This is a genomic window from Actinomadura viridis (assembly GCF_015751755.1).
In the GTDB taxonomy this organism is placed as follows: domain Bacteria; phylum Actinomycetota; class Actinomycetes; order Streptosporangiales; family Streptosporangiaceae; genus Spirillospora; species Spirillospora viridis.
Genome location: NZ_JADOUA010000001.1, coordinates 3335609 through 3347920, shown reverse-complemented (window position 1 = coordinate 3347920; position 12312 = coordinate 3335609). Strand labels below are relative to the sequence as shown.

Sequence of the window (12312 nt, the reverse complement as noted above, 5' to 3'; positions counted from 1 at the left end):
CAGGCACCGGGACGTAGCGCAGTTTGGCAGCGCACTTGACTGGGGGTCAAGGGGTCGTGGGTTCAAATCCCGCCGTCCCGACAGAGAAGTACCAGCTCAGAGGCCGTTTCTCCACCTACGGAGAACCGGCCTCTTGATCGTTTGTTAGCCGTTCGTTAGTTTGCTGTTCGGGGTGTCGAAGTCGGCCGCGCACCGGGTGGTGGACCACCTGGCGCCGCTGCTCGCGCCGGCCCCGGCCGGCAAGCGGCACGACCCGGACACGGTACTGATCGTGGACGGAACACTTGTCCCGACGCACGACCGGAAGGTCACCGCACCGTCCAAGAACCATCGGTACTCGGTGAACATGCAGGTCGTCATCGACGCCAACCCGTCTGGTGATAGCGGTCGGCCGCCCGGTGCCGGGCAACCACAACGACTGCACCCCGTTCCGCGACTCGGGTGCCGACAACGCCTGCCGCGGCGCGAGCGTGATGGCCGACGGCGGCTACCAGGGAAACCGGCAGGTCATCATGCCCTATCGGCGTCCGCGTGACGGTGGTGGGCTGCTCGCCTGGCAGATCGAGCTCAACACCGTTCACAGGAGGGTCCGAGCACGCGTCGAGCACGCCTTCGCGCACATGAAGTGGTGGAACATCCTGCGGAACCGCCGTCGCAAGCGCGACGGTGTCCACTACGCCACCTGCGGCATCGCCTCATGCGCAACCTGGCCATGGTCGGCTGATCCAAGGCGCCGCAAGGAGGTGGCGACACCCACACCAAACCAGCAACGTCCTGATCATTACGGGACAACCTCTTAGCGCACGCCGCTGTCACTCATGACCGAAACGAACGAGTGACGAGTCGAGCCGGCTGCGGGTGGTGGCCTCGTCGGCGCCAGGCCTGGCGGTGACGCGCAGCGGCCCCTAGCTGGTCCCGTTCGGGACGCTGTCGAACAGGATCAGGTTCTCGGCCTGCACACCCGCCGTAGTTTTTCAGATTGAGCGTGTAGGTGATCGCCTCATCCACCCCGACCCCCGACTGCGGGCTGGCGGTCTTGTCCACCACCACACACGGCGCCGTACCAAACTCGATCCCGTCCAGGAACTAGCCGACCGACTCGTCCTCGCCCGCGGCGAGACCGACCGAGCTTGTAACTTCAGGTGTGGAAAGGTCTTGCAGGTGGTAGGTGTAGTCCGCTTTACCTGATGCGTCCTGGATAGGCGATGGCGAGTTCGTTGAGTGCTTCGCGCCATCCGGCGACGCGTTGCCCTTCGACGAGGCGGGCGGGCTGGAAGGCGTGCTTGTCGCCGTTGTCGCGTTTGGCGGCGCGTTCGCGGGCTCTTTTGTCCTCGATGTTGACGATGGCCAGCCACAGCAGCTTGACCACGGCGTCGTCGGTCGGGAAGTGCCCTCTGGCCTTGGTGACCTTGCGCAACTGGTAGTTCAGCGACTCGATCCCGTTGGTGGTGTAGAGCAGCTTGCGGACCGGTGCGGTGAAGGCGAAGTAGGGCGTGAACCGGTCCCAGGCGTCCTCGAATACCTTCACCGCCTGCGGATACTTGCGGCCGAGGTCGGTGCCGGCGAACTCGGCGAGGGCCTCCAGTGCGGCGTCTGCGTCCACCGCGGTGTAGACCTTCTTCAGCTCCTTGGCCACCGCGCCGGCGTCCCTGCGGGCGACCGGCCGCAGCGCATTTCTGATCAAATGAACCACGCACGTCTGCACGACCGTGGCCGGGAACGCGGCGTTGATGGCGTCCTCGAAGCCTTTCAGGCCGTCGCAGCAGGCGATCAGGATGTCGCGGACCCCGCGGTTGCGCAGATCGGCCATCACCGAGGCCCAGAACCGCGCACTCTCGGCGGCGGTGGCCGACTCGGCCGGCGTCCGCGCGAGCCAGATGCCCAGCACGTGCTTCTCCCCGTCGGTGTCGACGCCGACCGCGATGTAGGCGGGTTTGTTGGTCACGACGTTGTTGTCGCGCACCTTGACCACGATGGCGTCCAGGAACACCACGGCATAGGTGGGGTCCAGCGGACGCGTCTGCCAGGCTTTGACCTCGTCCATCACCTGGTCGGTGATCCGGGAGACCTGCTCGTGCGAGAGGTCGGTGCCATAGACCTGCTTGAGGTGGTGCAGGATGTCGCGCACGCTCATGCCGTGGGCGTACAGGCTGATGATCATGTCGTCCAGGCCGCCGGCGACCCTCCCGGCCCGTTTGGGCACCAGCACCGGCTCGAACGATCCGGCCCGGTCCCGCGGCACGCTGATGCGCACCGGCCCGACCCCGGTCTGCACCGTCTTGCCCTTCCCCCGGCCGTTGCGGGAGTTGCCGGAGTTGTTCCCGGACGCATCGTGCCTGCCATAGCCCAGGTGAGCGGTCAGCTCGCCTTCCAGCGCGCGTTCCAGCACCGCCTTGACCAGCTGCCCGAGCATCGACCCCTCACCGGTCAGCCGCAACTGCCCGGCCTCGTCCTTCGACCGCTCCAGCAGGACATCCAGCACATCATCACTCAGCAGCTCACGAATCGACGCGTCCCCGTCGACGCTCTCATTCCCCTTGATCACGGTCACGGCTTCGAATCCCCCCGAATTCGATGGATGATCTACTCGGCTTCTGATCTACCCATCAAGATCATTTCCACGCCTCAAGAGATACCCCCGACCGACCGGAAGGCGAATCGGGTCACCGTCTGTCCAAACGGGACGGTGTATTCGCCGTGGTGATGCCTCCATTCTTGCCCGTCGGAGATTTCTTGGCGCTCGTTGTTAGGAGTGCCGTCGGGCGGGCCGATGTCGACCGCCATCGTGTGGGTGCCCTTGCGTCCGCAGTGGGACAGCTTCCAATACAACGTGGTGCCCGGCACAGTGGGGGTCCTGATACGGCGTCGAGGTCTGACCAGGATTAATTGGTCATGGCGGGTGGGGTGTCGTCAAGGCCAGGCCGGTGGCGGATAGGCAGCCGTCGATCACGCGGGGTGGTGCTGGATGACCTTGAGGCGGTGCTTGACCATGCCGGCAAGGTGGTCCAGGTCGGTGGCCAGGAGGTTGGCCATGGAGCGCTTGAGCAGGGACCACACTCGGCGGGGTTGAGTTCGGGGGCGTAGGCCGGCAGGTGGGACACCGTCAGCCAGTCGAGTGGGCGTCGATGAACTCGCGCATCGCCTTGGAGCGGTGGATGCCCAGGTTGTCCCAGACCAGCACGATCTTCCCGCCGGGCAGCTGCTGGTGGGCGGCCTGCAGCATCCGCGTGTACTCGGCCGGGGGGAAGGAGACACGCTCGCCGGTGCGGCGGCGATAGTGGTGCAGCCGGTAGATCAGCCGGGACCGGTGGCCGGGCCGGTAGCAGACCATCCCGGCGACCGAGACGCGGGCGCCGTGCTGTCCGCCGTGCACCCTCACCTGGGGGCGGTGTCCGGGCGGCTCCAGGAGCGTCCGGTGGGCGGCCTGAGCCCCTGACCGGTCTCGTCCTCGAAACAGATCCAGGCGCCCAGGTCCGCCACGATGTTTCCACTTGCGGCCACACCTGCTCTTTCCACACCGCGACGGCCTGCTCGTCGCGTTCGATCGCACGGCGTCCGGGGACCTGCACCGACCAGCCGTTACGGCGCAGCAGCAACGACACACCCGGCAAGGTGTAGCCGATCCCGAACAAGTCCTTGATCAGCGCGGCCACCCTGCCGAGGGACCACCGCTGGTCATCGGCGTAACCGTGCACGGCCGGGCCTCGGTTCAGCTCGGCCTCCAACTGCGCGAACTGCGCCTCGTCCAGCCGAGGCCGCCCGTGCGGGCCCTTGGACCGCAGCGCCTCCGCGCCGCCCTGACGCCAGGCCTGCCGCCTTTTCTCCACCTGCCGCAGCCCGACCCGCAGCTCGGCGGCGATCCACGCGTTGGCCCGTCCTTCACCGAACCACTGCGCGGCCTGCATCCGCACCTGTTCTCGGTTGTCACGGCCGACGACGGTCAGCCCGGCGCCCTGGGGGTATCTGGCCATGCCCCGGCATACGCCCGCGCCACCGGTCCGTCCACTCACCCAACCGCCATCACCCATAAACCCTGGTTAGTTGGCGCTTTCCGCCTCACTCGGACCTGGACCGGCTCACGACCGGGAGGCTGAATCCCTCGCACCTCCCGCGGCGCCTACGACGCTCAGCGGATGAGTTCGAAGATCGTTGCGTTCGCCTGGCCGCCGCCCTCACACATCGTCTGGAGCCCGTAGCGAATTCCGCGGTCGGCCATGTGGTGGACCAGCGTCGTGGCGATCCGGGCGCCGGACCCGCCGAGCGGGTGACCGAACGCGATCGCGCCGCCGACCGGGTTGAGCGCCGCCTCCGGCACACGGTACTCGGCCTGCCAGGCGAGCGGTACCGAGGCGAACGCCTCGTTCACTTCGAACGCCCCGATCTCATCGAGCCCCAGACCGGCCTTCGCCAGCGCTTTGGCGGTCGCGGGGATCGGCCCCGTCAGCATGATGTTCGGCTCGCTGCCCACGACGACCGCCGTGTGCACCCGCGCGAGCGGCTTCCACCCATGGGCACGCGCGACGTCCGAGGTGCTGATCAGCAAGGCGGCGGCCCCATCGCTGATCTGGGAGCTGTTGCCCGCGCTGATGACGCCGCCCTCAAGGAACGGAGTCCGCAGCCTGGCCAGTGCTTCGATCGAGCAGTCCGGACGCACCCCCTCGTCCGAGCGCACGACCCCGCCGGGAGTGTCGATCTCCACGATCTGCGCGTCGAAGGCTCCGGCGGCGGCGGCGCTCGCGGCGCGATGGTGGGAGCGCTCGGCGTAGGCGTCGAGTTCGCCGCGGCCGAGCGACCACTCGCCGGCGATCCGCTCCGCTCCGAGGCCCTGGTTCGGCATGCCGTCGCCGTATCGCTTCGTGTAAAGGTCCCCGAGCGGGGACTTGTCGCCGGCGGCCGACCCCATGGGGACTCGGGACATCGACTCGACGCCGCCCGCCACGACGACGTCGTAGTGCCCGGCGATGACGCCCGCGGCGGCGAAGTGCACGGCCTGCTGGGACGAGCCGCACTGGCGGTCGACCGTCGTGCCCGGAACCGACTCCGGCCATCCCGCCGACAGCAGCGAGGTCCGCGCGATGTCGAAGGTCTGCTCGCCGACCTGGCTGACGCAACCCCAGATCACGTCGTCCACGACCGCCGGGGCCAGTGACACCCGGTCGGCGAGGGCCGAAAGCACGCGCGCCGAAAGGTCCGCGGGATGGACGCCCGAGAGCGCTCCCGCACGCTTGCCGATGGGGGACCTGACCGCCGCCACGACGACAGCGTCTCGCATGGGATCTCCTTCAACTCGATGGGTTCGCGGCGGTCGCTCGTCTGACCGGCCGGCGGTCCGGCTCATGCTTTGCGGAACGGGAAGGCCCACGGACGCAGCGGCGATCCGGTGGCACCGCGCAGGCGCAGGCACGCCGCGAAGAATCCGAACTCGTACACCTCTGCTGCGGCCAGCTCCTCAAGGTCGAGCACCTCGATCAGGGGGGCGCCCGCTTCGGCGAGCAGGTAGGTGTGTACCGGCGTGTAGTTGTCGGGGTCGGTGCTGGGCCCCTGCTCGACGCACACCGTGTCGGAGCCGACGATCATCGCCCCCATCTCGACGAGGCGCACCGCGGCAGCGCGGGTCAGGCCGGGCGGATTCTCGCCCCACGCCTCGGCGTCCGGCCATGCCCGCATCCGGCCCGTCCGGACGAGCACGACATCGCCGAGGTGTATATCGACGCCCTGTTCGGCGAGGCACTCGTCGACGTCCCCAGGGGTGATCCCGTACTGGTCTGGGAGCATGTCGACGCCGCGCAGGGCGGCGAAGTCGAGGAGGACGCCCCGGGCCACGATCGGCGGCATCTTGTCGGCGCCCGCGACGCGCCAGTGCCGGGTCCCCAGGTGCTCCCGCTCGGTAAAGTTGTTGTAGATACGGCCGTTGTAGCCGTAGTGGTTGAGCGTGTCGATGTGGGTGCCGGTGTGGGTGTACATCATCATCGCGTCGCCTGAGTAGCCGATGTACTCGGTCATCTCCCGCGAGATGCCGGGAAGCTCGTCGACGACGGTGCCGTGCGGCGTGTGCGTCATCCAGATCTGGTAGGCCGGGTCGCCGAGCAGTTGCCACGACGGCATCCCGATGAAGTAGTCCACGGACAGGTCGAACATCTGGGTGGCGTCGATGCGGCTGACGACGGCGGCGCGGGATTCCGGGGTCATCAGGTTGAGGCGGCCGATCTCGTCCTCGGGCCCGTACGGGCTGGTGGCCACCTGGCGGTCGGCGCCGGACGCCGGGTTGTCGGACATGGGTCTCCTTGGTTGGGGTGGGATTGCGGTGCCGGAGCCGGATTAGCCGCCCGGGACGGCGGGAGCGGCCAGGTGGACATCGGTCAGCCGCTGGTAGGCGTCCGCCACGCGAAGGATGGTGGCCTCGTCGAACGGCCGTCCGATGATCTGCATGGAGACGGGCATGCCTGCTCCGTCGAAGCCGACCGGGACGGCGCACGCGGGGTGCCCGGTCAGGTTCCACTGCGATGTGAACGACGCGCTGGACCAGCGGTCCATCATCGCGGGGTCGGTCTCTTCGAGGAACCGTGCGCCCGTCGGCATCGTCGGCGTGATCAGCACATCGCATTCGCGCATCGCCTCGGTCGCCTCACGGTGGAACGCGGCCGCGACCTTCTTCGCCTGAACGTAGTCGGCGGCGCCGTACAGCGCTCCTTTGGCGAGCAGACCGCGGACGTACCGCCCGTACTCGGCCCAGTGCGCCACCAGATCGTCCCGGTGATAGGCGAACGCCTCGGTCAGCAGCACGATGTGGCTCGCGACCCGCGCCATGTCGGCGTTGGGCAGGCTCACCTCCACCACGTCGGCGCCTGCGTCACGCAACGCGGAGAGGGCCTCGGTCACCCGCGTCCTGACCCGGTCGGCGACGTTGCCGACACCGAAGAAGTAGTGCTTCGGCCAGCCGATCCTCAGGCCCCGGACGACGCCGTCCAGCGCGTCGAGGCACCGCGGGACCGGCCGTCGGCTCGACCCGGCGTCGTTCGGATCGTGGCCGGCGATCACCTCGAACAGCAGGGCGCAGTCCCAGGCGGACCGCGCGACGGGACCGACGGTGTCGAGGCTCGGCGAAAGCGGCACCGTTCCGGCCGACGGGACGCGCCCGAGGGTCGTCTTGAGGCCGGTCACGCCATTGAGCGCGGAGGGATGCCTGATCGAGCCCGCAGTGTCGGTGCCCAGTCCGCCGAGGGCCATGCCGGACGCGACCGCGATGGCGGCGCCGGAGCTCGACCCCCCGGCGTAGCGGTCGGCCGCCCAGGCGTTGCGCGGCATCGGGAAGCCCGTGTCGGGGTCGTTCAGTCCGAGCGCGAACTCGTTCGTCGTCGTTTTGCCGACGATGATCGCGCCCGCCTCCCGCAGCCGCGCCACAACGGTCGCGTCGCCGTCCCATCGCCAGTGCCGGGGCGCGACCAGGCTGTTCGCTCGGGTGGGGCCCTCGATCGCGGCGATGACGTCCTTGACCGCCAGCGGGATCCCGTGCAGCGGGCCCCGGTCCCGTCCCGCGGCCAGGTCGCGGTCCGCGCGGTCTGCGGCCTCAAGGGCGGCGTCGCGGAACGTGCTGACGTATGCCCCGAGTTCGGAATCGAGACGATCGATGCGTGCCAGGACGTCGCTGGTGAGCGTGACGGCCGATGTCGTCCCGTCTCGGAGCGCGGACGCGGTGTCCCGGATCGTCCGGGCGGTGGTCCGGGGGCGGGTGGGTTCGGCGGCGCCGGGCGTCTTGAACGCCGACGGCGTCGAGATGTCGCGGGCGATGCCGTCCGCGCCGGTCCGGTGGACCTCGTCGGCCTGGTCCCGCATCGTCCGGTAGTCGCGCGCGAAGGAGGACAACTCGCCGACGTCCACCTTCAGACCGACGATGTCCAGCAGGGTCCGCACCCGCTGCTCGGCCGGGGTCATCGCGCACCCGGCCCCGGAGGCGGGCACGCGCGGACGCCCGAGGTCATCGGTCGATCCAGCTCGTGTAGCGGCCCTTGAGCATGTCCCGGCTGACGATCATCTTCTGGGTCTCGGTGGAGCCCTCGCCGATCCGGCGGATCCGCAGCTCGCGATACCAACGCTCCAGCGGGAGGTCCTTCGTGACCCCGTATCCGCCGTGGATCTGGATGGCACGGTCCACCACCCGGCCGGCCGTCTCGGTGGCGACGATCTTGGCGATGGCCACCTCGGTGCGGAACGGCCGGCCGCTGTCGGCGCGCTCGGCGGCGTCCAGCGTCAGGGCGGCCGCGCTGCGCAGCTCGATCTCGCTGTCGACGAGCATCCACTGGATGCCCTCGTGCTCGGCGAGCTTCGAGCCGAAGACCGAACGGGTGCCCGCGTACTCGACGGCCATACGGTGCGCCATCATGGCCACGCCCAGGCAGCCGGCGGAATAGGGGATGCGGTTCTTGGTCAGCCGCTCGGTGGCCATCGAGAAGCCCTGCCCGATCTCGCCGAGGACCGCCTCGGCGGGGACGCGGACGTCCTCGAACACCAGCTCGGTCGGGTAGTGGCCCGAGCGCAGGGTGTGGATCACGCGCCGCACGGTGAGGCCCGGGGTGTCGGCGTCCACGATGAAGCACGTGATGCCGTCGCGCCCGGACCCCTGATCGCCGGTGCGGGCGAAGACCAGCCCGAAGTCGGCCGTGTCGGCGCCGCTGATGAACGTCTTGTTGCCGTTGATGATCCAGTCCGAGCCGTCCCGCTTCGCCCGGGTCTCGATCGCGCGGGCCGGGTCGCTTCCCCCAGCCGGCTCGGTGAGCGCGAAGAAGGACCGCTTCTCACCCCGCAGGATCGGGAACAGGTAGCGCTCCTTCTGCTCGTCGGTGGCCTCGTACAGCTGCGCCATGTCGGGCTGGCCGAAGGCGCCGTAGCACGGCGAGTACAGCCCGGCGCGGTGCTGCGACATCTCCATGGCGAGCAGCGTCCGCGTCACGGTGTCCGCACCGACCCCGCCGAGCTCCTCGGGGACGTCGAGGTTGTACAGCCCCATCTGCTTCGTCTTGGCGACGAGGCCGGCAAGGACCGGCGCGCTCAGTTCGCTCTCGTCGGGGTCAAGCTCGTGCTCCAGCGGAATGATCTCGGTCCGGACGAAACGCCGGACGTTCTCGACCAGCGTCCGCTGCGTCTCGGTGACGGCGAATCCCATATCTGCTCCAGCTCTAGTTCGGTCGAATGCGCCCGGCCGGCGCATCGACGCCCGTCAGGTTCCGGGGAACCGCACCGGTTTCATTGGTGAACACCTGCACGAGCTCTCGATAGCGCGAGAGGTAGGCGTTGGTCCGCTCGTATCTGAACGACAACCCCGGGCTTGTGCCGAGCCATTCCTGGAGTGCCCCCCGGAGGCCGAACAGGCTGTTGCCGCCGGCGAAGTCGATGGCGATGAGGCCGCTTTCGTCGGCGATCTCGAAGACGCCGACCGAAGCGGGCACCGGCGCCACGTTCTCGGCCGTGAGCGCCGTCCAGGGCTTGGTCATGGACACACTCATCTCGTCACCACCGCCTCCTTCTCGGATTGCCCGGCGGCCGCGTGGCCGTCCGGCAGAAGTGCTCGCGGAATCTCCACGACTCGTGAGCGCACGTATTCGCCCAGTCCTTTTGCCTGCGGATCGGGACGCGTCGTCGCGGCGACGCCGTCGCCCAGCAGGCCGCGCACGACGAAGTTGACGGCCCGCAGGTTGGGCAGCTCGTACCGCTCGACGGCCAGCCCGGCGGCCTCGGTCAGCAGGGCGCGGAACCGGTCTTCGTCGAGGTGGTCCCGCAGCCATGCGTACGCCTCGTTTGTGCGTGCCCAGAGACCGATGTTGGCGTCACCGCCCTTGTCTCCGGACCGCGCGCCGATCAACCGGCCCAGCGGCGCGAGGACGGTGTCGCCGTCCATCGGCCGGTCGCCGTCCGCCGGACGCGGCTCGCGCGACGCGTCGGCGATAGGGCGCGGGTCGTAGTGCTCGGTGGGCGGGTGCGGCACCGTCAGGCGCCGTCCGTCCTGGAAGACGACCTCGGGGCGGAGGACACCGACCGGCACGAGGGCCGGCCAGTAGACCCCGTAGGCGCTGGCCGACCGCTCGGCCCGTTCGAGATACATGCCGGGATAGCCGGACAGGCCGAACTCGGCGACGGCGTTGAAGAAGCGGCGCCCGACCTTGCGCTCGTCGGCGTCCTTCACCGTGATCCGGAGGCGGGCCTCGGCCTGGACGTTCTCCGGCGCGTCCGGAACGTCGGTGCGCAGCAGCCGGACGTCGGTCTCCGAGAACGCCTCCGCCCCGCCGAGCCCGTCGACCAGGAGAGCACGGACGGCGTGGTCGGCCTTGGCCTCGATGTCCAGCCCGGTGAGAATGAACGTGGCGCTGTTGCGGTAACCGCCGTGGTAGTTGAGGCAGACCTTGGCGGTGTCGGGTGCCGGACGGCCGCGGACGCCGCTGATCCGCACACGGTCGGGGCCGTCGTCCGCGAGATCGACGGTGTCGAACCGCGTGATGACGTCCGGGTTGAGGTAGTCGGGTGCGCCGATCTCGTAGAGGATCTGCGCGGTGACCGTCTCGACCGTCACCGCGCCGCCCGTCCCGGGGTGCTTGGTGATCACGGACGAGCCGTCGGCGGCGATCTCGGCGATCGGGTAGCCGGGGCGTCCGCCGTGCGGCAGCTCGGTGAAGAAGGCGAAGTTGCCGCCGGTGGCCTGGGGGCCGCATTCGAGGACGTGCCCGGCGACCACGGCGCCGGCCAGCCGGTCCCAGTCGTCGGGCCGCCAGCCGAACGCCCAGGCCGCCGGCCCGACGACCAGCGAGGCGTCGGTCACCCGGGGGCACACCACGATGTCGGCGCCGGAGCGCAGCGCCTCGGCGATCCCCCAGCCGCCCAGGTAGGCATTGGCGGTCACGGGCTCGACGCCGGCCTCGGCGAGGCTCGTCCCGGAGCCTAGATGCGCCAGCGGGTGGCCCTGCCGCCGCAGCTCCGGGATGCGGTCGAGGAGGTCGTCGCCTTCGATGTGGGCGATGGCGGGCTGGAGCCCGAGCCGCTCGGCCAGGCCTCCGAGCTCGGCCGCGAGCCCGCCGGGATTGAGCCCACCGGCGTTGGTGACGACCTTGATGCCGCGATCCAGGCAGGTGCCGAGTATCTGCTCCATCTGCTTCAGGAAGGTCGTCGCGTAGCCGCCGGACGGGTCGCGCCGCCGCGCCTTCCACAGGATCAGCATGGTCAGCTCGGCGAGGTAGTCGCCGGTGAGGACGTCGAGCGGGCCGCCCTCGACCATCTCGCGGGCCGCGGCGAAACGGTCCCCGTAATATCCCGAGCAGTTTCCGATCCGGAGGATCTCGCGTGTCGCGGGCATTGTCTCCATTTCCCGTTCGCTCATGTCGGTAGTGCGACCGTGGCGTTCGCGACGGCGCACACCGTGCCGTCGGATTCCCGCGTCTCGGTGACGTCGAGATGGACGAGCCCCTGTCCGTCGCCGGCCTGCTCGACGCCCGTGACCTCACCGGCACAGACGAGGACGTCGCCGGGCACCGCATAACGCCGGACCGACACTTCGAGCCGAGTCAGCCGTCCGCTCACGCCCATCCATTCCGTGCACAACGACACCAGGAAGGCCCCGTGCAGATGAGACTGGACGAGGACGTCTGGATACCCCTCTTGCGCGGCGTAGTCGGGGTCGAAATGAATGCGGTGGGTATTCCACGTCACCGCGCTGTACCGGAAGAGCTGCAGCCTCGTCGGGACGTGGCGTGTCTCGGGCAGCCGGTCGCCGACGCGGACCGCGCCGAACCGGAGATCTCGGGCGGTGGCGGTGCTCGAGGCGCTCATCGGAGCAGGACCTTCCGTGTCGAGGTCACCAAAGGGACTCCCTCGTCGTCGACGAATTCATGCCGGTAGCGGACGACGATGAACGGGCCCTTGCGCCCCTGCAGCAACTCGGCGTCGATCATCGTGGAGCGCTCCATCACGGCCGTCCCGGCAGTGATGGGCGCGTGGAACTCCATGTCCTCGCCGCCGCCCATCACCCGGACTCCGCTGGTGGGCAGGCCCTCCAGTTGCAGCGTCTTCGGCGTGCCGTCGGTGCGGAGGTCGTCCGCGGCGGGGCCCTCGTCCCAGGAGGTGATCGCCGTGACCAGATTGGGCGGCGCGACGATCTCCGCGTGCCCGCGGCTGCGGGCGAATTCCGTGTCGTAGTACAGCGGGTTCGACTCGCCGATGGCCCGGGCGTAGCGCCGGATCATCAGGGCGGTGACAGGCCCGAGCGAATGGGTGGTCTCCGAACCGATACTGGTCCGGATCGAGTCGAGCAATTTCTCGTCAACGGCCATG

The 12312-nt window shown here is 69.3% G+C and carries 11 protein-coding genes, 1 tRNA gene and 2 pseudogenes; 2 read left to right on the top strand and 12 right to left on the bottom strand.

Annotated elements, in window-relative coordinates:
• The first annotated feature begins 7 nt into the window (after window positions 1-7).
• Both IW256_RS15090 and IW256_RS41110 read left to right on the top strand, forming a co-directional pair.
• Window positions 8-81 (top strand) — tRNA-Pro (locus IW256_RS15090).
• 82 nt (window positions 82-163) lie between these two features.
• Window positions 164-724, top strand: a pseudogene (locus IW256_RS41110) (transposase); the annotation flags it as partial.
• Between the two features lie 456 nt (window positions 725-1180).
• Here the strand turns inward: IW256_RS41110 and IW256_RS15080 are convergent.
• The 12 genes and pseudogenes from IW256_RS15080 to IW256_RS15035 all read right to left on the bottom strand — a co-directional run bounded on the left by IW256_RS15080 (window position 1181) and on the right by IW256_RS15035 (window position 12311).
• Window positions 1181-2551 (bottom strand): IS256 family transposase, encoded by a 1371-nt coding sequence (locus tag IW256_RS15080; RefSeq protein WP_197011582.1) that lies wholly within the window; start codon window positions 2549-2551, stop codon window positions 1181-1183.
• A gap of 552 nt (window positions 2552-3103) precedes the next feature.
• Window positions 3104-3373, bottom strand: coding sequence for a transposase (locus IW256_RS41105; protein WP_231403787.1), 270 nt, complete (start codon window positions 3371-3373; stop codon window positions 3104-3106).
• A 2-nt stretch (window positions 3374-3375) separates the two neighbouring features.
• Window positions 3376-3501: a hypothetical protein gene (locus IW256_RS42220; protein WP_269217932.1), complete on the bottom strand. Its 126-nt coding sequence runs from the start codon at window positions 3499-3501 to the stop codon at window positions 3376-3378.
• A gap of 62 nt (window positions 3502-3563) precedes the next feature.
• Window positions 3564-3905, bottom strand: a pseudogene (locus tag IW256_RS43090) (winged helix-turn-helix domain-containing protein); the annotation flags it as partial.
• A gap of 221 nt (window positions 3906-4126) precedes the next feature.
• On the bottom strand, window positions 4127-5272 hold the full coding sequence (locus IW256_RS15070; protein WP_197011580.1) for a thiolase family protein: 1146 nt from the start codon (window positions 5270-5272) through the stop codon (window positions 4127-4129).
• A gap of 62 nt (window positions 5273-5334) precedes the next feature.
• Window positions 5335-6276, bottom strand: a complete 942-nt coding sequence (locus IW256_RS15065) for a cyclase family protein (protein ID WP_197011579.1) — start codon at window positions 6274-6276, stop codon at window positions 5335-5337.
• Between the two features lie 42 nt (window positions 6277-6318).
• Window positions 6319-7959, bottom strand: a complete 1641-nt coding sequence (locus IW256_RS15060; protein ID WP_197011578.1) for an amidase — start codon at window positions 7957-7959, stop codon at window positions 6319-6321.
• A 16-nt stretch (window positions 7960-7975) separates the two neighbouring features.
• Window positions 7976-9160 carry an acyl-CoA dehydrogenase family protein gene (locus tag IW256_RS15055; RefSeq protein WP_197011577.1) on the bottom strand — a complete coding sequence of 395 codons (1185 nt, stop codon included), beginning with the start codon at window positions 9158-9160 and terminating at the stop codon, window positions 7976-7978.
• Between the two features lie 13 nt (window positions 9161-9173).
• Window positions 9174-9488, bottom strand: coding sequence for a DUF7508 domain-containing protein (locus tag IW256_RS15050; RefSeq protein WP_197011576.1), 315 nt, complete (start codon window positions 9486-9488; stop codon window positions 9174-9176).
• An 8-nt stretch (window positions 9489-9496) separates the two neighbouring features.
• Window positions 9497-11338, bottom strand: coding sequence for an acyclic terpene utilization AtuA family protein (locus IW256_RS15045; protein WP_197011575.1), 1842 nt, complete (start codon window positions 11336-11338; stop codon window positions 9497-9499).
• Window positions 11339-11358: 20 nt separating this feature from the next.
• Window positions 11359-11811, bottom strand: coding sequence for a MaoC/PaaZ C-terminal domain-containing protein (locus IW256_RS15040; protein ID WP_197011574.1), 453 nt, complete (start codon window positions 11809-11811; stop codon window positions 11359-11361).
• Window positions 11808-12311: an FAS1-like dehydratase domain-containing protein gene (locus IW256_RS15035; RefSeq protein WP_197011573.1), complete on the bottom strand. Its 504-nt coding sequence runs from the start codon at window positions 12309-12311 to the stop codon at window positions 11808-11810. The genes IW256_RS15040 and IW256_RS15035 overlap by 4 nt, the downstream gene beginning before the upstream one ends.
• Window position 12312: the final 1 nt, after the last annotated feature.